General features: G+C 69.1%; 17 protein-coding genes. 16 read left to right on the top strand and 1 reads right to left on the bottom strand.

What is annotated here, in order from left to right; translation table 11 throughout:
- Nucleotides 1–47 precede the first annotated feature (47 nt).
- The 7 genes from ACFO3J_RS30595 (at nucleotide 48) to ACFO3J_RS30565 (ending at nucleotide 10,409) form a co-directional block, all read left to right on the top strand.
- The gene (locus ACFO3J_RS30595) at nucleotides 48–530 is read left to right on the top strand and encodes a hypothetical protein (protein ID WP_386436334.1); all 483 of its coding nucleotides are present in this window, start codon (nucleotides 48–50) and stop codon (nucleotides 528–530) included.
- Nucleotides 527–1,087 (top strand): DUF6302 family protein, encoded by a 561-nt coding sequence (locus tag ACFO3J_RS30590; protein ID WP_386436331.1) that lies wholly within the window; start codon nucleotides 527–529, stop codon nucleotides 1,085–1,087. Before ACFO3J_RS30595 ends, ACFO3J_RS30590 begins: the two co-directional genes overlap by 4 nt.
- On the top strand, nucleotides 1,084–4,368 hold the full coding sequence (locus tag ACFO3J_RS30585) for a lantibiotic dehydratase (RefSeq protein WP_386436328.1): 3,285 nt from the start codon (nucleotides 1,084–1,086) through the stop codon (nucleotides 4,366–4,368). Before ACFO3J_RS30590 ends, ACFO3J_RS30585 begins: the two co-directional genes overlap by 4 nt.
- Before the next feature lie 87 nt (nucleotides 4,369–4,455).
- Nucleotides 4,456–6,315, top strand: a complete 1,860-nt coding sequence (locus ACFO3J_RS30580) for a glycoside hydrolase family 15 protein (RefSeq protein WP_386436417.1) — start codon at nucleotides 4,456–4,458, stop codon at nucleotides 6,313–6,315.
- A gap of 276 nt (nucleotides 6,316–6,591) precedes the next feature.
- Nucleotides 6,592–7,860, top strand: coding sequence for a tetratricopeptide repeat protein (locus ACFO3J_RS30575; RefSeq protein ID WP_386436325.1), 1,269 nt, complete (start codon nucleotides 6,592–6,594; stop codon nucleotides 7,858–7,860).
- Nucleotides 7,857–10,043 carry a regulator gene (locus tag ACFO3J_RS30570; RefSeq protein ID WP_386436322.1) on the top strand — a complete coding sequence of 729 codons (2,187 nt, stop codon included), beginning with the start codon at nucleotides 7,857–7,859 and terminating at the stop codon, nucleotides 10,041–10,043. Before ACFO3J_RS30575 ends, ACFO3J_RS30570 begins: the two co-directional genes overlap by 4 nt.
- Nucleotides 10,044–10,163: 120 nt before the next feature.
- Complete coding sequence (locus tag ACFO3J_RS30565; RefSeq protein ID WP_386436320.1) at nucleotides 10,164–10,409, top strand: helix-turn-helix domain-containing protein; 246 nt, start codon at nucleotides 10,164–10,166, stop codon at nucleotides 10,407–10,409.
- Between the two features lie 76 nt (nucleotides 10,410–10,485).
- Here ACFO3J_RS30565 and ACFO3J_RS30560 read toward each other — a convergent pair whose 3' ends face one another.
- Nucleotides 10,486–11,925 (bottom strand): Twin-arginine translocation pathway signal, encoded by a 1,440-nt coding sequence (locus ACFO3J_RS30560; RefSeq protein WP_386436317.1) that lies wholly within the window; start codon nucleotides 11,923–11,925, stop codon nucleotides 10,486–10,488.
- Nucleotides 11,926–12,286: 361 nt separating this feature from the next.
- Between ACFO3J_RS30560 and ACFO3J_RS30555 the strand changes: the two genes are divergently transcribed.
- Genes ACFO3J_RS30555 through ACFO3J_RS30515 form a run of 9 tightly spaced genes read left to right on the top strand, consistent with a single transcriptional unit; the run spans nucleotide 12,287 to nucleotide 20,193 of the window.
- A complete protein-coding gene (locus tag ACFO3J_RS30555) occupies nucleotides 12,287–12,913 on the top strand; it encodes an rRNA adenine N-6-methyltransferase family protein (protein ID WP_386436315.1) in 627 nt (208 codons plus the stop codon).
- Nucleotides 12,910–14,100, top strand: a complete 1,191-nt coding sequence (locus ACFO3J_RS30550) for a metallophosphoesterase (RefSeq protein WP_386436312.1) — start codon at nucleotides 12,910–12,912, stop codon at nucleotides 14,098–14,100. Before ACFO3J_RS30555 ends, ACFO3J_RS30550 begins: the two co-directional genes overlap by 4 nt.
- Nucleotides 14,100–14,921, top strand: coding sequence for a TauD/TfdA family dioxygenase (locus tag ACFO3J_RS30545; protein ID WP_386436309.1), 822 nt, complete (start codon nucleotides 14,100–14,102; stop codon nucleotides 14,919–14,921). The genes ACFO3J_RS30550 and ACFO3J_RS30545 overlap by 1 nt, the downstream gene beginning before the upstream one ends.
- Entirely contained in the window at nucleotides 14,918–15,463 is a 546-nt protein-coding gene (locus ACFO3J_RS30540) for a dCTP deaminase (protein WP_386436306.1), read from the top strand. The genes ACFO3J_RS30545 and ACFO3J_RS30540 overlap by 4 nt, the downstream gene beginning before the upstream one ends.
- Nucleotides 15,460–15,984: a dCTP deaminase gene (locus tag ACFO3J_RS30535; protein ID WP_386436303.1), complete on the top strand. Its 525-nt coding sequence runs from the start codon at nucleotides 15,460–15,462 to the stop codon at nucleotides 15,982–15,984. The genes ACFO3J_RS30540 and ACFO3J_RS30535 overlap by 4 nt, the downstream gene beginning before the upstream one ends.
- A gap of 31 nt (nucleotides 15,985–16,015) precedes the next feature.
- Complete coding sequence (locus ACFO3J_RS30530) at nucleotides 16,016–16,711, top strand: PIG-L deacetylase family protein (RefSeq protein WP_386436300.1); 696 nt, start codon at nucleotides 16,016–16,018, stop codon at nucleotides 16,709–16,711.
- A complete protein-coding gene (locus ACFO3J_RS30525; RefSeq protein ID WP_386436297.1) occupies nucleotides 16,708–17,442 on the top strand; it encodes a WbqC family protein in 735 nt (244 codons plus the stop codon). The genes ACFO3J_RS30530 and ACFO3J_RS30525 overlap by 4 nt, the downstream gene beginning before the upstream one ends.
- A complete protein-coding gene (locus tag ACFO3J_RS30520) occupies nucleotides 17,439–18,548 on the top strand; it encodes a glycosyltransferase family 4 protein (RefSeq protein ID WP_386436294.1) in 1,110 nt (369 codons plus the stop codon). Before ACFO3J_RS30525 ends, ACFO3J_RS30520 begins: the two co-directional genes overlap by 4 nt.
- Nucleotides 18,541–20,193: a proline--tRNA ligase gene (locus tag ACFO3J_RS30515; RefSeq protein ID WP_386436291.1), complete on the top strand. Its 1,653-nt coding sequence runs from the start codon at nucleotides 18,541–18,543 to the stop codon at nucleotides 20,191–20,193. Before ACFO3J_RS30520 ends, ACFO3J_RS30515 begins: the two co-directional genes overlap by 8 nt.
- Nucleotides 20,194–20,382: the final 189 nt, after the last annotated feature.

The following is a 20,382-nucleotide window of genomic DNA, read 5'->3' as shown; positions in this document are numbered from 1 at the left end:
TCCGCGCGCTCCATCGCCTGTCCCATCCCCCATTTTCGGAGCTAGCCATGTCACTGATCACCCCTGGTCAACAGCATGTTGTTGATGTTCCTAGGTGGACTCCTCCGTTGGAGGCTGCAGAACTCCGGCGTTTTCTCGACGGTCTCGACGAGTGGGCTCCGCTGGTGCTGGACGACATCTTCGATGACCTCAACGCGGCGCAGACGGCTCATGCCGGTACGGATCCTGCCGAGCTGGAGCGGACCGCAGAGCGGCTCCGAAAGACCTTGGCCAATCTGGTCAACATCGGTCACACTACGCCGCCGGAACAGCTCCCCCCGGTGATCGCCCGCACCGTCGAGTACGCCGTTCCCCTCCTCTCGGAGCCGGGACCGATCGCTCGTGAACGGACCCTCATGCAGCGGCTCACCCACAGGGGCCGACGGAGAGATGCCGTCGGAGAACTGAGCCGCCTGCGTGCCCTTGCTTGGGGCACGGAGGAATTGGTCGAGCAGATGTCGATGGCCGGGCTCATAAAGGACGAGTCATGAGCTGGGAGGCGGCCGGCACCCGGCAGCAGCATCACGCGCCCCTGACGATCTCCGTCCTGCCTGCTCACGTTGCCTATGACTACGAGCACATGGCGAACAGTCTCCTGGACCCGGAATTGCTGGCCGGAGCAATCGCCATTCGGGTCTTCCGTGCACCGCTCCTTGCTATTCCCGTCGGCGGCCGACGGCGAGGGGGAACCCTGAGCGTCAACAGCGTCCCCGTGGGCGAGGCCATTGCTGCCGTACTGAGTGGGCTGCACGGCTTCCCCGACGTCCGGCTCACTGTGGCGACGGAACCGGTGGGTGGCTACGCGGTCGAGTGGGGTGAGCCGCTGCCGGCCTGCCTTCCCCGCCATGCCCGGCACGAGTTCTACGGAATCCGCGGCCCGGCCGACTATCCGAGCCAAGACGATTCCGCCGGTTTCACGGCTGCGGAGGGCCGGCTGGCATTAGGAGCATCACTCACCGTCGCAGAACAGCACGCTGTACGCCGGGAAGCTCCGGCAAGAGCCTTCGTCTTGGTGACGAACAGCAACCGAGACCAGGAGGCGGCGTGATCGCGCTCCGGTCCTCGCACGGCCAAGTCACCGTCTCCAGCTTGCCAGCCGCCTCCGGCTCCGACGCTGACCGCATCGACCTGAAGATTCGTAGGGTGCGCGTCGAGGGGACCGACAACGGCATGCGGGACCTGCTCGGCTACGACAGCGCCGCCCGAAACGCCGTTTCCGCCGTCGGACACTTGCGGTTCGAGTGTGACGAGGATGCTCTGCTTCGCGCCGCTCCGCACAGCACGGTGAAGATACCGGCGTGGCCGGACCTGGAAGACCGTAGGCCGGCGGGCGTTCAGCGCTGGTGCGCGTGGCTGCATGAGGTGTGGGCGATCCCCGCAGTGGCAGATGCAGTGCGGCACGCGAGCCCCGATCTCAGCCATGACCTCGACCATCTCGACCCCGCCACCATCCTCGTCCCGCACGCCGTTCGTATGGTGCTGCGGCTCGGCGCTTACGTACTGCGGCTTACCAGTCGGCCCACGCCATTCGGGCTGTTCGCTGGGGTGGCTCCGGCGTCCTTCTCCCCTGCGGTGACTGCGCGCTGGGGCGCCAACCACCGCGCGGTGGCGCGCGCGGGCGGCGCTTGGATCGCAGACGTGGTCGCTCAGTTGGAGGCGGTGCCGGAGATAAGGCACCGCCTGGCGATGGTCACCAACAACACGGTGATGGTGCGTGGGGGCCGCATTGTCGTTCCGTGGCGCCCGCGCGACCTCGATAGCACCTCGACTGGGATCGATGAGGTGTCACTGCTCTTCACGCCGGAAGTCCGCGCTGTGACCGTCCTGGCGAAGAGCCCGGTGTCCTACCGGGACTTGGTGGCCAAGGTTCGGGCCGGGTTCTCCATCGACGGTCCGGCGGCCCACGCGCTGCTTGACCAGCTCATCGAGTGCCGGGTCCTGCTCAGCAGCCTGCAACCGCCCAGCACCGCGATCGACGCCCTGGGCTACATCGTGGCGGAGCTGGAAAGGTCCGACGCCGCCAGTGAGGCGGTGGCCGCATCGACCATCGCCGCGCTGCGCGAAGTCCGCCAGCTCATGGGCAAGCACAACCGCCTCCCCGCAGTCCTCAGCGCTGCGCTGCGGAAGGTACTGGTCCGGCGGATGTCGGAGCTGAGCGCTGCGGACAGGGCGCTGGCAGTCGATGTCCGTCTGGACTGCGACGTAGTGCTGCCGCGCAAGGTCGCTCGGGAAACCGAAGCAGCGGCTGCGGTGCTCACCCGCGTCTCTCCTCACCCGTACGGTCCTGGTGCCTGGCGGGACTACCACCGGCGGTTTCTGAGTCGGTACGGGCAACACGCGCTGGTGCCAGTGCTGGACCTGCTGGATCCGGACGTCGGGCTGGGGTATCCCCAGGGCTATCTCGGGACCGGTCCGGTGCCCGTGCCGCCTCTTTCAGCGCGCGACGGGCGGCTGCTGTCCTTGGTGGAGCTGGCGGCCTTGGACGGCTGGGACGAGATTGTCCTCGACGAGCAGTTGATCCGGGAGCTGACGACCGGCGACGCCGAGGAGATGCGGGCTCCGGCCCATCTGGAGATGGCGTTCGAGGTCAGGGCCGCCAGCCAGACTGCCCTGTCGGAGGGCGAGTTCGAGATCGTTGTGGGGAGCGTCACGCGCGGTTTCGGCACCATGAGCGGCGGCCGTTTCGCCGCGCTGCTCGATCCCTCGGGACGCGATGGAGTTCCGGCTGCGCTGGGAAACCTGCCCACCAGCGAGCTGGACGCCCTGCCTGTTCAGCTCGCTTTTCCAGCGCTCGCGCCGAGCGCCACGCACATCACCCGTACCCCTCAGCTCCTGCCGGCCCTGATCAGCGTCGGTGAGCACCGTGCTCCTGGGCCTGGGGTGATCTCGCTGGACGACCTCGTTGTCGGCGCTGATGACGACCGCCTGTTCCTGATGTCCCACTCCTACGGCCAGCGGCTGGAGGCCGCCGCGTTCCACCCGCTTCAGCTCGAATTTCACACTCCGACGCTGGTCCGGTTCCTGTCCGAGATCGCGCGGGGCCGGGCTGCCGTGGTCACCGGGTTCGACTGGGGAGCCGCCGCCGGCCTGCCGTTCCTGCCACGCGTCCGCTACCGGCGGACCGTACTCTCCCCGGCACGGTGGCTTCTGGACCACACCGGGCTCCCGGACCGGGCCGCGTCCACGCAGGAGTGGAACGATGCCTTGGCCGCCCTACGCGCGCGCCTTCGGATACCGGCCCTGGTTCTGCTGACGTACTTCGACCAGCGGCTGCGGCTGGACCTCGACCAGTCCGGCCACCGCGCCGTACTACGTTCGCACCTCGAACGACCGCACGTAGGACCGATCACTCTCATCGAGGCTGCCGGGCCGGAGGTGTACGGATGGCTCAACGGCCACCCTCACGAGGTCGTCGCGCTGCTCCGCGCAGTACAACCCGCGGACCCGTGGCCGATCGGGTCGCACCTGCCGGAAGCAGCCCCCGTACTCCCCGGCACAGCACAGATGCCCGGGGACTCATCCTGGCTGTCCATCCGTTTGCCCGCCCGCCGCCAGCGTCAGCACGATTTCGTAGCACACTACTTACCCGAGCTGCTGGCCGAATTCAGCAACGACGGGCAGGACCCTCTCTGGTGGTTCGCCCCCCAGGAAGATCACCTTCGGCTGCACCTTGAACTGGCCGAAGCCGACAAATTCGCCAAAGCCGTACACCGCGTCAGCTCTCTTGCCCAGCGCTTGGCCGTGCAGCGGGTGGTCCGGGGCGAGGACATCGAGATCGTCGCCTACTGCCCCGACACGCAATGGGGCACTGGGGCCCTGCTCCGGGTGGCAGAGGAGGTCTTCGCCAGCGACTCACGCGCGGTCCTAGAGCAGGTAAGGCACCCTGCAGGACTCGACCCACGAGTGCTCAGCGCCGCCAACCTCATCGCGATCAGCGTCGCCTTCACGGGCAGCATCCCCGGGGGCATGCGCTGGCTGGCCGACCGCCCGGTGTCAGCCCCGGCATCCGGCACACTGCCCCGGCCGGTACAGAAGGAAGCCGTCCGGGTGGCCGACCCGCAGGGTCAGTTCGAAGTCCTGCGGTCGATACCCGGCGGGGCGGCCCTCACCGCCGGGTGGCCGGCCCGCCGCGAAGCGCTGACCGCCTACCGCGCCAGCCTCATCGAGCACCCGCATGTCGATCCGGATCAGGTCCTGGACCGGCTGCTCCACGAGCACATCCTCCGGGTCGACGGCAGCAGCTCGGATAGCGAACGCACCGTGAGGCGCCTGGCCCGCTCGGTTGCGCTCGCCCATCTAGCCCGATCACCGCACCAACGGCAGCGGTGAACCGGTGACTACCGCCTTGTCCGCCGAGCAGTGCCCCAAGTTCGTTCGTCACGCCACACCGCCGTGGCCGCACCCGATTGGAAATCCATGGACCGCCGTATAGAGGACTACGCGTTCATCGGAGACATGCAGACTGCAGCCTTGGTGCACCGAGACGGCTCGGTCGACTGGCTGTGCCTGCCGACCTTCGACTCTCCCTCGGTGTTCTCCGGCCTCCTCGGTACCGACGCCCATGGGATGTGGCGGATTGCGCCGGTCGGCCAGGCTCTCCCGCGCTCCCGGCGCTATCGCGGTGACACAGTCATCCTGGAAACCGAGTGGGTTACGAGCACGGGCACGGTTCGGATTACGGAGTTCATGCCGCCTCGCCCGGCGGAAGCCCCGGGCGTGCCGCAGTTGATCCGGATCGTCCGAGGCGTCCGCGGCACGGTCGAGATGTCCTCGACGATGCGGCTGGTCTTCGGCTACGGGCAGGTCATCCCACGTCGTACACGATTTCAGCGGCCCTTCGGCCTGGCCCGTGGCCTGGCGGTTGCAGGGCCCGACGCGGTCTGGTCGGACAGCTCCGTAGAGACCTTTGACGCTCCCGACGGCACCACACGTGCTGACTTCACCATCCGGGAGGGCGAGACAGCCGAGTTCGCCCTGACCTGGCAGCACTCCCACCTCCCCGCGCCGCCAGCACCTGACCCGCACCAGGCCCTGGCCGACGCTGACGCCTACTGGACCGGCTGGGCGAGCCGGTGCACCTACACCGGACAGCACACCGAAGCGGTCATTCGCGCCCTGGTCACTTTGAAGGCGCTGACCTACGCCTCCACCGGAGCTGTTGTCGCCGCTCCCACCACCTCGCTGCCCGAAGAGGTGGGCGGCGAGAGGAACTGGGACTACCGCTTCGGCTGGCTACGGGACGCCGCGATTACCCTCGCCTGCTTCCTGCGCACCGGATACCGAGAGGAGGCCGGCGCCTGGCGCGAGTGGCTGCTGCGGGCGGTTGCCGGCGACCCGCAACAGCTCCAAATCATGTACAGCATCACCGGGCAACGCGACCTCCCCGAGCGGGAGATCGACCTCCCTGGCTACGCGGACTCCCGCCCGGTGAGGGTGGGCAACGCAGCCGCCGGACAACTCCAGATCGACGTCTACGGCGAGGTCATCGACACCCTTCACCTGGGCCACCTCACCGGCTTGGACTTCCACGACGACGCGCACCAGCTCCAGTTGGAGCTGCTGCGTCACCTGGAGAAGGTGTGGCGGGATCCGGACGACGGGATCTGGGAGGTGCGCGGTCCGCGCCGTCACTTTGTGCACTCCAAGGTCATGGCGTGGGTGGCGGTGGACCGCTTGGTCCAACTCATCGAGTCCGGCGACGCTGCCGGACCCCTGGAACACCTGACGGATCTGCGCGCCGAGATTCACCGGGACGTGTGCGAGAACGGATACGACACGGAGCGCAACACCTTCACCCAGTCCTATGGGTCCAGTGAGCTGGACGCCAGCCTGCTGCTGATTCCGCAGACGGGTTTCCTGCCGCCAACCGACAAGCGCGTCATCGGCACCATCGAGGCGATCCAGCGCGAGTTGTCCACCGAGGACGGCTTCGTTCTGCGCTACCCGACCGCGGGCAGCAGCGCCGGCGTCGATGGTCTGCTCGGCGATGAGGGAGCATTCCTGGCCTGCAGCTTCTGGATGGTCGAGGCGTTGGTGATGATCGGCCGTCTAGACGAGGCTGACCGGCTGTTCGACAAGCTGTTGGGCCTGCGCAACGACCTCGGCCTGCTCGCCGAGGAGTGGGATTCGCACCACCAGCGGCAGGTCGGTAACTTCCCCCAGGCGTTCTCGCTGTTCGCCCTTGTCCTGGCCGCGCTCAGGCTCGCGGCCCCACCGGTTGCGGCCGGGGTGCCTCGTGACGACGCGCTCGTCCTGGATACCGGGTACGTCCGATGACCGCTCACCTCACCGATGGAGCGAGCCTCCACCGGATCGGGCCCCTGGGCCCCGCAGCTCCAGTCGACCTGCAGTCCCGCTTCGCGGGCAAGGAGCGCCTCGCCGCCGAACCTGGCGCCGCCGTCCGGCTGGCCGCGTGCGTGCGCACCACCCGTAGCCGCTCGTCCTGGTCGGCGTCCTGCTGGCCTCCCACCCCCAGCACACCCTCGCGGGCGTCGCCAACTTCCCGCCCGTCACTCCGATGATGCCCACTCCGAAGATAAGGACCTTGCAGGAATGGCCACCACCGCTGGACTGGACGAAAGCTATGCAGGACTGGAGGCCCGCGCCCAAAGGGTCTACCGGAGCTTGGGCTTACTCCCGGTCGACGTCGTCGACCCTGACTTGATCACCGCTGCCTGCCGGATGACGTGGGGGGAGGCGCAGTGGCTGCTCGAAATGCTTGCCGATGAGCGGATGCTGGAGTTACTCCCTCCCGTCGCCAACTTCACCGAGCGGTACCGCCTTTCTGCCACAGCGCACGAGCACGCCCGCCTGCTCGCCCTTCGCCACGACGGGCCGGTGGTCCGAAGCCGCGTCCTGCGCCGCCTGGCCGAGTGGATGCTGTCCATCGCCCAGCTTGCGCAGGTGCGGCTCACCCGCGCGCAGGCCGCTCTCCAGCAGCCGGACGCGCTCGTACCGGCGGTCCGCGTTCCCTTCGAGGACGACGCAGGGGCGATGGCCTGGCTGGAGAGACACGAGCGCAGCCTGCCCGGAGTGCTGCGGATGGCGCAGGAGCGCAGATGGGACGAGATCGTCTGGCGGCTGGTCGATGCCTTCTGGCCTCTCTTCCTGCGGCGGCATCCCTACGCGCTATGGGCCGAGGCCCACGAGATCGGCCTCGCTTCAGCCCGCCGCGCGAACAACCCCGCCGCAGTGCGGCAGATGCTCAATTCCGGTGCCATCGGTCTGAAAACGGCGGGTCGGCTGGACGAAGCCCTCGCCTGGTTCATCGAGGCACTGGTAGCCGCCCGGAAGGCAGGTGATATCCGCGACGAGGGGCAGGCGCTGTTCGGCCTCGGAGCCTGCCACCACGAAGCCGGCCGTGCGCAGCAAGCCGAGCCGTACCTGCAGGAGGCCACTGACCTGTGGGAGCGGTGCGGCTACCCGCGAGGGGTCGCTCTGGCCACCATCCTGCTCGGAGAAATCGTCCTCACCGACGACCCCCGCCGAGCACAAGCGATGCTGACGGACGCCCGCGGCATCCTGCTCGGCGCCGAGGACTCGTACGACGCCACCTGCGCACTCGCCCTCCACGGCCACGCTCGCGTCCTTACCGGTGACATCGAAACCGGCATCGGAGAGATGGAAGACGCCGCCGACGTTTGCCGGGCCGCCGGCAGCACCCGGTGGCTCGCGCGCGTCCTGGAGCTGCTCGGCAGCGCCCACCGCGACCGGCTGGACCCCGCAACCGCCCGGCAGTGCTACCGCGAGGCCGCGGAGCTGTACGCAGTCATCCGCCCCGCCGATGCAGACCGACTCCGACAACTGGAGCGCGCCCTGTGAGCGCCACTCCCCGCTCGGGCGTGGGCCCGGCTGCCAACGTGGTCCACAACGAGCTGGTGGATGGCGTGGCCTACGGGCCGAGCATCCAAGCCGGCACCGTCCAGGCAGTTCACTTCCACGGGGCACAGGTCCTCCCGCCCACTCCGCGCGAGCTTCCCGCCACACCCCAGGTGTGGGTGGACCGCGAGGACGATCTGCACCAGCTGATACAAGCATGCTGCGGCGAAGGTGAGGGGATCCACTGTGTGGCCATCAGCGGGCCCGGCGGCATCGGTAAAAGCGCTCTGGCCATCCGGCTGCTGAGAAGTCTGGGGGCCGCCGCCGGCTCCGCCCAGCTTTACGTCGACCTGCGCGGACACCCCGGCGGGGTTCCGCTGCGGCCCGTCGAGGTCCTGAGCCGGTTTCTGCGGGCTTTCGGATACGGCACGCTCCCCTCCGACGTGGAAGAGCTGTCCGCCTGGTGGAGGTCGGCGACGGCCGAGCGTCATGTCACTGTCCTCGCTGACAACGCCCGCGACGCCGACCAAATCCGGCCGCTCCTGCCCGCAAGGCCCGGCTCCTTGATCGTGGTGACCAGTCGCCATCCCCTTGCGGACCTCGTTGTTGACGGCGCCGCACTCCACAACTTGCTGCCCCTGCCGGAGAACGCCGCGATCGAGCTGCTGACGCGCTGCTCCGGCCTGGCGATCAGCGACGGCGACATCGCGGCGGCCACTCGGATCACCCGTATGTGCGCCCGCAATCCCTTGGCCCTGCGGACTGCCGCCGCCCGGTCCGTACTGCAGCCCCGAACGACACTGACCCAGCTCGCGCCAGCACTGCACCCCGCCTCTGCCCCGTCCGTCCCCCACGACCAGGACAAAGACGAAGGAGCCGTCGTGGACAGCCTTCAGCAGACCTATCAAGCCCTCAGCGCGGACGTGGCGAGCACCTTCCGGCTGCTCGGTGCCCTCCCCGCACACACCTTCGACCCGGACGTGGTGGCGGCCGTCCGCGACATCGATCACACCGAAGCGACCCGGCTGCTGGAACAGCTCCTGTCGGCCGAGCTGGTCCAGGACCGGCGCCCCGACGACCAGCGTCAGGCACGCACGGCACTGGAGTGCTCCTTCCACGACGTGGTGGCTGACCTCGCCCGGCGTGAAGCCGACAGTGATCCCCCCTCAGCCCAGCAGGAGGCACGGCGCCGTTGGGTTGAGTGGTATCTGCTCGCCGCGACCCAGGCGGAGGAGCGGCTGGCCCCCAGCCACCGGTCGCTCCGCCGCAGCCCCCGCTACGTCCTTCACGGGAGGGCCCTGTTCGACGGCATGTCCGACCGGCAGGTGCTGGCCTGGCTGGAGCACCGACGCAGCGAGTTGCTGTCGGCCGTGCACACGGCGTTCGCCGCCGGCTGGTACGACCTGACATGGCAGATCACGGACGCGATGTGGCCGCTATTTCTGCGCGGACGTCACACGGAGGACTGGATCAGCGTCCACGAGGAGTACGGCCTGCCCGCCGCCGAGCGGGACGGCGATCCCCGCGTCGTGCGCAGAATGCTCACCACCCTCGGCGGCGGCCTGCGCAGCGCCGCCGAGTACGACCGGGCCCTCATCCAGTACGAGCTGGCCTGGGCCAACGCCCGCCAGAACGGTCACCGCAGGGACGAAGCCCAGGCCCTTGATGGGATCGGGGCCTGTCACCAGCAGGCCGGTCGTGCACAACAGGCTGTTCCCCCCTTGCTGGAGGCCCTGAGCATTCGTGAGGAGATCGGCTATGACCGGGGAACGGGGCTGACGCGGATCCGGCTGGCCGAAGCCTTTGCCGACCAGGGTGATCTGCTGCAGGCCCTGGACCACCTGGAAAAGGCGCGCACCATCCTCCTTGAGATCCGCGACGCGTACGACGGCGCCCGCGCTCTGGCCCTGCTCGGCCGGACGAATGTGCGTGACGGTCGTATCGAGACCGGTGAGATCTGCCTGCAGCAGGCCGCAGAGGAGTTCGCCGCAACGGGATCCCATCACTGGCGGGCGCGCATCCTCGAATGGCTCGGCGAAGCCGCCCGGTATGACCATCGACTCGGCCAGGCAGGGGAGTTGTTCACCGCATCCCGCGAGCTGTACGCGACCCTGCACAGCCCCCGAGACGTCGGCCGACTCGACACGGCGCTGCACAGCCTTGAAACCGGCGGCAGCACGCCGTAAAGCCTCATCCTCCCCCGGTATAGCTCGCGTTGCGCCGTTGTCGCGGCCTTCCGCTGGCCCGGATCCGCCTCCCACCCCCTGACCCCACTCTGTCAACGACTAGCAAGGAGCAGTCCGCAAGTGCCTGAGAGCAACGAGTACGACCTTCCCAAATTGAAGCCCCGTAGCCGGCTCACGCCCGAGCAGCGGGAGACAGCAGGGGCAAAGATCCAGCCCGTCTACGAAGGCGGTGGCTCCATACGCGACATCGCCGAACTCACCGGCCGCAGCTACGGATTCGTCCACAGGCTGCTGTCCGACCGCGGCGTACCGCTCCGTGGACGGGGTGGCGCCTCCCGGAAAAGGAAGAACAACGATGACCAATGACACTGCCCGGTCTACGGCCTTGGTCGCGATGCACCAGGTGCTGCTTCCCGGGCTGATCAGCCGTGGTACCGCCGTGTCAGGCGCTCGCGGCTCCGCCGTGTGCGTCGATGGACGGCGGCATGGCGCGTACGCGCTCGCGCAGATCAGTAACTCCGGCGGCATCGACTCCGGCGAGGGTGGACGCGAGCTGCGTGAGGCGCGCGCGCGAGGTGGAGCGCAGCCGTGCGGCGGGAATTCGCGTCAGCACCTGGTCTGCACGCTGTGCCGCATCGGACGGCGCGGTGGCAGCCTCGGCCTGGGCCATGAGCAGGGACGCGGCGGCCCATCCCGGCGTACCGGGCGTGGCAGCGTTCAGCGACTGTTCGGCGCAAGCCATCGCGCGCTCCGTACGCCGAAGGGCGCGATGGGCCTCCGCTTCGTGGAGGGCGTGTTCGGCGGCGTCGTAACCGAACCGTCCGGGGGCCCATCCACGAGCGTCGGACTCCAGTTCTCGGGTGGCCATCGCCACGGCCGCGTCGGCCTCCCGTTCGCGCCCAAGTTCGGCGAGGGACGGAAGCCGTGCCCAGGCGTGTGCTTGAGCGCGTGGCAGGCCGGACGGTGCGCAAGCCGCTGCCCGCTCGGCATGAGTCAGGGCCACGATGTGCTCGCCGGCGGCACGCGCGACCATCGCCTGGGCACTCCATCCCCAAGCCGCCAGGCGGGCGTCACCCACGCGGTCGCCATAGGTGACGGCGGTGGCGAGGTGGGCACGTGCCCCGGTGGCGTCACCGAGATGGAAGGCGAGGTTGCCCAGCAGGGCGGAGAGCCATCCGATGCCCCGGCGCAGTTCGGCCTCAATGGGTGCCGGTACAGCCGTGCCGTTGGTGAGGGCGTGCATGAGCAGGGTGCGCGCGCCGTGCACTTCGGTGAACAGTATGTGCGGCGGGTGCTTGCTGTAGCCGAGGGCGTAGTGCTCGACCGCGGCCTCGGTGAGGTCGACCACCGCAGTGCTGCCCGCGGGGTCGGCGAGCAGCGCGAGGTGGAGCGAGTCCCGGACGGCTGGCAGACCGGCAGAGGTCGTCATGGTCACCATGCTTTCCCGTGCGGGCAGCACGAACGCTTCAGGCCCAAAAGCACTGTATCCACTGCCCTGGTCCCCATCAGCCCGGTCGCGTTCGGCGGCACGGTCGAGTCCGAGCGATGCGGGCGGTGCCTGGTACACGCTGCACAGCGCTTCGACGTACTCCTGGCTGGGGCGCTCGTAGGGCCGATGCTCCCACCGGCAGAGCATCGACTCCGACAGGCCCGGCGGCAGCAGCCCACGGGACTGGTACAGCGCGCCGACTCGCTCGACGGTGCGCGAGCGGGGCCAGCCGAGGGCCAGACGCCATGCCTCCAGCGAGCGCACTTCGGGCAGTTCAGCGCAGATTGCGGCAGCCGTCTGCTCGACTCCTCGTCCGCTGTGCAAACACCGTGCTCGGATCTCGGCGGCGGTCTTCTTGATTACGGCGCGACGCGATCGACTGACCGTGATCATTCGTTCACCCCCGGCAATGAGGCTGACTGCGCGTCACGGTATCCGAGGACCCGGTCCGTGGGCAGTGCGCCTCCGAGGTGTGCTGCCGACATTGCGAGTTGCCCGCAATGCGCGCAAAGCCGAGCGGCAATGACCCGCCGTCCTGCGGATCAGACGATGAACAGGCGTAGTGAATTCCTCGCCTCGGCTCCGCACCCTGTCCGAAATGGCTGCCTACCGACCGCCGGGCGTGGCCCGGCCGGCGGCCTGCTGGCGCCATGTAGCTGCCCCAGCCTCCGCCACGGCTGGAGCGTCCCCCCGCCCGATGGGAGCGACCTCAGTGACTGCCACACCCCAGAACCTCGAAGGGACGTCTGCGCCCATGACGCGACAACCCCACGAACGGGCTGATTCGCCGCCCCCGTTAGTCACTCCGGCCTCCGCCGACCTTCTGGCGCAGGCAGGGTTCGACGCTCGTTCCGATCTCGGCCAGCACTTCCTACGGTCGAAGGAGGCGGCGCTCCGGCTCCTGGAGTCCGCCGAGCTGCCATACCAAGGCCAGGTCCTGGAGGTAGGGGCGGGCTTGGGCACGCTGTCCGGCACCGTGGCGGAGGCCGGCTGCCGGATCTGGGCGGTGGAGAAGGACAGGCGGCTCGGAGAAATCCTTCAGGGGGCGCTGCGCCGCTTCGGTCCGCTGGCCCGAGTGAGCATCTCGGACGTGCGCGAGGTGGACCTGCACGAAGGTCTCGACGTCGGCGCTGTGCTCCTGGCGATCATGCCCTTCGACTGGGAGTTGTCGGCAGCGCTCACCCGGCACGTCTTCGCGGCCACGCCGAAAGTGGAACGTGGGCTTGTGGTTGTGCCGAGCCGGACGCTGGATCAGTACCAGGCGGCCGGCGAGAAAGCGGGCGGGCTGCGGCTGCGCGAAGTCGACGGCATCTCGCGCTCCGAATTCTGGCCGAAGGCCCCCGAGGCGCTGCGCGTGGTGTCCATCGAGAGGCACCGATGAACACCGCGCCGCTGGTGGTCACGGCCGATTTCCACTCCGGCGTGCCCGGGGGACGTGCCCTGCTGGCCGCTGTGCGCGAGCACCGCGCCCGCGGTGCACGGATCGTGGACGCCGGGGATTTCTTCGGCGGCACCGCCTTCCACGAGTTCTCGCAAGGGAGGGTGGAGGAGCGGCTGCTCGCCGAGCTGTACGACGCGCTCGTGCCGGGTAACCACGACTTCGCCGACTTGATGCGCCTGGAAAACCCCGCCCGGTTTCCACCGGTGGTGTGCGCGAACCTTCGGCCGCCCCGGGCATTCGCCGGCCGATGGGAAAGCGGCCTGCTGCTCCCGGGGTCCGGGCCCAGGGTGGGGATGGTGGGCTACCTGGGCCGGCAGGCGTACGACGCCGTTCCTGCCCATGAGCGTGCCGGGTTCTCCTTCGTGGACCCGACCGCGGGCCTGATCGCGGCCGAGCGCGACCGGCTCCAGGCAGCGGGTGCCGACATAGTCATCGGCGTCAGCCACAGCGGCTTCGTTGTGGACGTCACCGATCAGGAGGCTCGCTGGCCGCTGCCCTTGGTCGTCTCCGGGCACTGCCACAGCGCCTGGTACCACTGGGCGTCGGGCGGCCGGCAGGTTCTCAAGGCCCCAGAAATCGGACAAGGACTGCTGCGCCTCGATCTCGACCCGGGGCACGGACATCACCGGTTCACCATCGAGACCTTCCCGACCATCATCGAGCCAGTGGTTCGGGACGGGCTGGAGGAAGCGCTGGCCCGGTACGCGGACTGGGGTGCTGCACCGGTCGGCACCCTGCCTGCGTCCCTCCCGGATCGCGGAGATGTCGCCCGCCTTCTGGCTCAGCGAGCCCAGGCCACCGCCGGCGCCGACGCTTTCGTCTTCAGCCTGTGGACCCTGCGTGAGGGGCTGCCGCAGAGCGTCACCCGCCAGGCGCTCACGAGCTGCGCTCCCTTCGACGCCGACCTCGTTCTCCTGGACGGCGAGCACCTCACGGAAGCGGTTGAGGAACGGCTGCGTCTGCTCGGCGAAGAGCCCGTCACATACTCCTCGGCCAGCGGTGTGGGCGATGCGCGCACCGTGGCGACCACGAGCTACCTCGCGGAACGGCTGGGTCTGGTCGCCCGGCCTGTCGACCCGCCGCGCACGCTGCGCGGCATCCTCACCGATCTCGTTAAGGAGTCCTGATGAGCGACGTGTTGACCCTGCAAGGCAACGACCTCTTGCACGGCCCAACCGCTCCGCGCGAGTTCGCGGCCCGGCTCACCGGCGAGGGCGCCGGAGCCGCGTTGGTCTCCTTCCCCGAAGGCACCGACCACCGCCGCAACCTGGAACTCGGCCTCGGGCTGATGTCCACGCTGGGCCCGGTGCTGAGCGTGTACCCGGACGACGGCTGCTGGAGCGACCTGAAGGTCCGCCTCGACGCCGACCCCGCGCGCACCCACGGCGTCGGCGAGAACCGGCTGCACGTCGACCTGGTGGACCGCGAGTTGAGTCCGCGCTACATCGCCCTCTACTGCGTCCGCGACGATCCCCGAGTGGGGGGAGCGTCGGCCCTGTCCGATCTGTGGGCCGCCGCCGGCGACCTGAGCACCGCTGACCGGAGGCTGCTCAGCCGCCCTGTGTTCTCCTACTGGGCCGACGAGGGCGTGCACGGTGTCGGCGGGAGCCTGCCCCGCTTCGCTGTCCTCCCCGAGCGGACCGATGCCGGCACACCGATCCGCTTCACGAGCAAGATGCTCCCCCACCTGCGGCGCGGTGAACTCGTCGAGGCCGACAGCAGCACCGTCCCCTGTATCACCGAGGCGTTCGACCGCCTCGTCGGTGCCACCTACGAGCATCGCATCACTGTCCGGCTGGCTCCGCGGCAGTTGCTCGTCTTCGACCAGTGGCGCTACGCCCACGGTCGGATGCCGCTGGGACGTGGTCAGGACAAGGTGCCCGCCGAACAGCGGCGCCTGCTCAAGCAGGGCTATGTCGGCCACGCGAGTTCCGGAGGTGCTCGGTGATTCTCACCGGATCCGCCGTCCGGCAGGCCGTGGAGCGCGGGGACATCACCATCGACCCCTTCGATCCGGGCCTGCTCAACCCCAACAGCTACAACTACCGACTCGGTCCGACATTGAAGGTCGCTGTCGGCGGCCCGGCCGACCCCCGTCAGGAGACGGAGCTGGCGACCATCCGCATCCCGGTCGGCGGGTACGAGTTGCAGCCGGGCACGGTCTACCTCGGAGTCACGGCCGAGCAGATCGGCAGCGCTCGCTACGTGGCGACCCTCATCGGCCGGTCCTCGCTGGGACGCCTCGGGTGCTTCCTTCAGATCTCCGCCGACCTTCAGCAGCTCGGCTCGCTCCACCAGTGGACTTTGGAGATCACCGTGGTCCAGCCGCTGACCGTCTACCCAGGGATGCGCGTCGGCCAGGTCTCCTTCTGGGACACGGTCGGAGCGTCGATGCCCTACCGCGGCCACTACGGCTCACTCAGCGACCCGACGGCCTGCTCACCTCGGGCTCTGGCCGGCGTACCGCTGCGAGAGGAGAGCGCGGCGTGATCCTCACCGGACCCGAGATCGACCTCCGGGTCAAGAGCGGAGAGATCGACATCGATCCGTTCGACCCCGCCCTGCTGAGCCCCAACAGCTACGACTTCCACCTCGGCGATACGGTCGGCTGGTACAGCGAGCAGCGTCTCGACTGTGCCCGGGACAACGCGTTCGAGATCCACACCATCCCGCCCGAGGGCATGGTCCTCGCCCCGGAGCGGATCTACCTCGCCGCCACCGCGGAGCGCATCGGCAGCGACCACTTCGTGCCGATCATCCGCGCCCGCTCCTCCGTGGCACGCCTCGGCCTGTTCGTCCATGTGACCGCCGACCTGATCGACATCGGCTCGCACAACCACCTCACGATGCAACTGCACGCGGTACAGCCGGTGAGGGTCTACCCGAACTTGAGGATCGGGCAGGTCACGTTCTGGACGGTCCAGGGCGACATCGTCCTGTACGACGGCAAATACCAGGGTGCCCAGCAGGCGATGCCCTCACAGATCCACCGCGACTTCGAGGGGCGGTGACCCGGTGCCTCCGAAGAAGGAACCGGCCCCGATGGAGCGCGTGGTGGCCGTGGTGGCGCATCCCGACGACGCCGAACTGCTCGCCTACGGCACTCTGCTGCGCTACCGGCAGCTCGGCGCCGATGTCACCGTGCTGATGGCGACCCACGGCGCCGGCGGCGTTTCGCTCGCCGATGCCGCCCGCGGCATCCGTCTGGCCGAAGACGCCCGCACGCGCGAGGTCCAGGCCGCGTGGGCCGGCACCGGTGTCGAGGTGGCCTGGCTCGGCCTGGCCGACGGAGCGCTGCGCCCCGACCGGAGTCTGATCTCCGCCGTCGAAGGCGAACTGGTGCGACTGGGGTCCACGACCGTCATCACCCACAGCCCGCACGCGGACAACGACCACCAAGACCACCTTGCGCTCGCGACGGCCACCGCCAACGCCGCCGCCCGCGTGCTCTCCTGCCGCACCGTGCTGTATGGCGAACCGCATGCCCCGCGCAGCAACTTCGCCCCCACCGTCCTGGTCGACATCACCGCCTTCCTCGACGACAAGGTCAAAGCGCTGGCCCAGCACAGGACCCAAGGAGGCCGCTGGTACCTGGAGGAGTCCTACACCCGCCAGCGGGCAGCGGCGGCCGGCTGGCGGCTGCGGCCCACCGACGCCGCGGCGGGCCGGGTCTTCGAGGCTTTCGAGACCCCCCTGCTCACCCTGCTGAACTCCCAGCCGGAACAGGAGCGCCCGTGATCTACATCGAGCAACCGCCCTTCCTGCCGTGGCTTGGCTTCTGCGAAGCGCTGCTCGCCTCCACCACCGTCGCGCTCTACGACGACGTGCAGTTCACCGAACGCGGGTGGCAGAACCGCAACCGGATCAAGACCGCCAACGGCGTCAACTGGATCACCGTCCCCGCCTCCCGCAAGACCGGGCAGCTCATTCGCGACACCCGGATCGCCGACAGCTTCGACCCCACGGCCGTGATCAAGGGCATCCGCCTGGCGTACGGACGAACCGCGTACATCGACGAAGCTCTCCAGGTCATCGCCCCGGCGCTGTCCGCAGGGCACCGCTGGCTGACCGACCTCAACCTCGACCTCGTGACGCAGATCGCGCTCGCGCTCGGCTCCCGGGCCGCACTGCTCCTCACGTCCCAGATGGCCTCATCGGACTGCGACGACAAGAACGTGCGCTTGGTCAACATCTGTGAGGCCGCTGGGGAGACGAATCTGTGGGCCGGTTCGGGCACACGGGAGTACCTCGACACGGCAGCGCTGAGTGCGAGCGGGATCACGGTCACCTGGAACGAGTTCTCCGGCCGCCATCCCCGCTATGCCCAGGCGTGGCCCAAGCAGGGCTTTGTGCCGGGCCTGTCCGTCATTGATGCGGCCTGCGCGATCGGCTGGGCCGGGATGTCGGCCATGCTCCGCGCCGGCCTGCGCGCCTACCACCCCACCGCCCCTTCCGGAGAAGCACGATGACCCGACCGCGCATCCTGACGGGCATCGACCTTCCTCTGGAGCCGTCCTGCGGCTCCACCATCTGGTGCAGCGACGTCTACCACCGACTCGCCGGCGACTTCCGCAGCACATTCCTGGCCCTGCCCGGCTCCGGCGTCTGGCAGCACCGGTTCGAGGAGACCACCGATCTCCGCGCCGCGAAGCAGCCGTACGGCCCGGACTTTCCCCGGTACGCCGAGGAACTGACCGACGAGGTCGCGCGCCTGGTGCGCGACCGGCGCCCTGACCTCATTCACGCCCAGCACCTGGGCTTCGGACTGGCCCTCGCCTTCGCCCGTGCTGCGGGCAGCACCCCGCTGATCTCCATCGCGCACGGTACCGACGTGATCGCCGCCGCCGAGAACGATCAGGCGTCCGAGGCACTGATCGAGATCGTGACCGCAAGTACGGCCGTCGCTGTCCCGAACGCGCCGATGGCTGAGCGGGTGAACGCCCTGACCGGAGGAAGGTTCGCCGACCGGCTGGTCACCGTGCCCTGGGGCCTGCCGCTGCCAGACCGCCCCACCGTCCGACCCACCGAAGGCCGCCGACTACGGCTGCTGCACGCCGGGCGCCTGGACGCTAACAAGTCCACGGCCACAGCGATCGACGCCCTGGCGCTCACCTCCGAGGGACACGACCTCACCGTCATCGGCAGCGGCAGCGAACTGCTCGCCCTCACCTCCCGAGCCGCCGACCTCGGCCTCACCGACCGGATTCGGTTCGAGCCCTTCATGCCACGCGAGGAGCTGTGGCGCCGCTTCGCCGACTTCGACGCGTTCCTGTTCACCACCAAGCAATTGGAGGCGTTCGGCCTGGTCGCCGTCGAGGCCCAGGCCCATGGCCTTCCAGTCGTCTACGGCGACCTGCCCGGCCTGCGACACACGCTCGGCGCAGGGGCCCTCGCCTACCAGCCGGGCGACGCCGCCGCCCTGGCCGCGTGCGTCGACCAGCTCGCCGAGGACCCCGGCCTGCGCCGCACCCTGAGCATCGCCGCAGCAGTCAGCGCCCGGCGTCACGACATCAGGACGACCGCCGCGCACCTGCGCAACCTGTCGAAGTCCGTCCTGGGAGTTGCCCGTGTCTGAGACCCCGCTCTACGCGAGCCGGCTGTTCCCCCCCGTACGGCGCCGCGCGGCTGACGCCTCCGCCTCCACCATGAACCTGCTGGAATCCCTCGGGTACGTCGCCAGGACCGACGCCACAGGAGTGTTCACCCTGCTGCCGCTGGGGCTGCGCGTCCACGACCGGCTGGTCCGGATCGCCCGGACCGCGTTCGAGGAGCGCGGCGCCAACACGGTCGCCTTCCCCACGCTGCAAAGCCGCTCGCTGTGGGAGCAGTCGGGCCGGTGGGAGGTCTACCAGTCCGAGGGTGCGCTGCTGACGTCCACGAGCAGGGGCGGCGAACAGATGTGCCTCGCCCCCACCTCCGAGGAGATCGCCTCGGCCACCGTACGGGAGCACGTGCGGTCCCACCGCGACCTGCCGGTACGGCTGTTCCTGAGCACCTCCAAGTTCCGCGACGAGATCGCTCCGCGCGGCGGGCTGATGCGTGGCCGCGAGTTCACGATGGCCGACGCCTACACCTTCGACACCGATCCCCAAGGGATGCGCACCTCGGCCAGCTTCCTCAACGACGCCTGCCGGGCGGCCCTGGTGGGGATGGGCCTGACCGGCGTCTTTCAGGCCGCTGCCGACGGCGGCAGCATCTCGGCCGGCCCGACCACCGAGCACCTCGTCCTCGGCGACACCGGACAGAGCAGCATCCTCGTCTGCGACCACTGCGGTCACCGCGGCGATCACGCCATCCTGGGCGGGCGGCCGGTCCCGCAGAGCGACCCGGTCGTCAACGTCATCGCCTTCGCCCTCACCGCCCACGACGGCACCACCACTCCGGCTGCCGTAGTGATCCGGTCCGACCTCCAGGTCAGCCCCCGCAAGCTCGCTGCTGCCTCCGGCGCCGCCCGCGTCGCTCTCCTGGAACCCGCCCACTTGCCCGAGCACTTCGGCAAGGAGGCCGGCACCATCACCCCCTGGGACTGCACGGGAACGGCCACCTTCTTCGACGAATCAGTCGCCCATTTGGACACCTTCGCCATCTCCGACGGCGCAACCGGCCTTCGCCGTAACGTCACCTGGTCGGGCACCAAAGACCTCGCCGCTCTGTCACCCACCGCCGTCAACCTCCACCGCGCGGCCGAAGGCATGAAATGCAGCCACTGCGAAGACGGCCACTACCGCGAAGCACGCGCCATCGAGCTTGCCCACGTCTTCGAACTCGGCACCCAGTACGCCGCCCCAATGAACCTGTCCTTCACCGACGAGCACGGCACCGCCCACACCCCCTACTCAGCATGCTCCGGCATCGGCATCACCCGCTGCCTGCAGACCCTCGCCGACCTCCACCGCGACAACGCCGGCCTGCGGTGGAAACCAGACACCGCCCCGGCCGACTTCCACATCACCGTCCTGCGCCCCGACCTGCCCGCCATGCGCGAACGAACCGAGCGCGTCGTACAGCACCTGCGCGGACGCGGCGCAGCCCTGTTCATCGACGACCGGCACGAACCGGCCGGCGAGAAGTTCCGGTACGCCAGCCTCCTCGGCCTCCCGCACAGGCTGGTCCTCTCCCCGCAACAGCAGGACGACGAGGTCGAACTCGTCAACCGGTGGACAACCCGGACCAGCCGCGCGCCAATCAGCCAGATCCCCGACACCTGGAGCCTGCACTAAGTCACGGCCCACCAACAGGTGGAACCCAATTCACGTCATCGTCTGGCAGTTATGGACGGCGACAGAATTGGGCTGCCGAAAAACAAATAAGCTCCGGTGCGGAACCGCGAAAATCGAATGACCGAAAGCCGCCGCCAATACCGGGCAGCGCATTGACCGCCAAGCCTCATGCCCTCTAGCCTCGGATCA

Source organism: Streptomyces polygonati (assembly GCF_042650325.1).
Lineage (GTDB): Bacteria > Actinomycetota > Actinomycetes > Streptomycetales > Streptomycetaceae > Actinacidiphila > Actinacidiphila polygonati.
Note: the sequence above shows the minus strand (reverse complement) of the source record. Positions and strands in the feature narration are given on the sequence as shown.

What these genes read in the sequence shown, in the direction of transcription:
- ACFO3J_RS30595 (WP_386436334.1), top strand. Translation starts at nt 48, where the DNA reads ATGTCACTGATCACCCCTGGTCAACAGCATGTTGTTGATGTTCCTAGG.
- ACFO3J_RS30590 (WP_386436331.1), top strand. Translation starts at nt 527, where the DNA reads ATGAGCTGGGAGGCGGCCGGCACCCGGCAGCAGCATCACGCGCCCCTG.
- ACFO3J_RS30580 (WP_386436417.1), top strand. Translation starts at nt 4,456, where the DNA reads ATGGACCGCCGTATAGAGGACTACGCGTTCATCGGAGACATGCAGACT.
- ACFO3J_RS30575 (WP_386436325.1), top strand. Translation starts at nt 6,592, where the DNA reads ATGGCCACCACCGCTGGACTGGACGAAAGCTATGCAGGACTGGAGGCC.
- ACFO3J_RS30560 (WP_386436317.1), bottom strand. Translation starts at nt 11,925, where the DNA reads ATGATCACGGTCAGTCGATCGCGTCGCGCCGTAATCAAGAAGACCGCC.
- ACFO3J_RS30555 (WP_386436315.1), top strand. Translation starts at nt 12,287, where the DNA reads ATGACGCGACAACCCCACGAACGGGCTGATTCGCCGCCCCCGTTAGTC.
- ACFO3J_RS30550 (WP_386436312.1), top strand. Translation starts at nt 12,910, where the DNA reads ATGAACACCGCGCCGCTGGTGGTCACGGCCGATTTCCACTCCGGCGTG.
- ACFO3J_RS30545 (WP_386436309.1), top strand. Translation starts at nt 14,100, where the DNA reads ATGAGCGACGTGTTGACCCTGCAAGGCAACGACCTCTTGCACGGCCCA.
- ACFO3J_RS30530 (WP_386436300.1), top strand. Translation starts at nt 16,016, where the DNA reads ATGGAGCGCGTGGTGGCCGTGGTGGCGCATCCCGACGACGCCGAACTG.
- ACFO3J_RS30520 (WP_386436294.1), top strand. Translation starts at nt 17,439, where the DNA reads ATGACCCGACCGCGCATCCTGACGGGCATCGACCTTCCTCTGGAGCCG.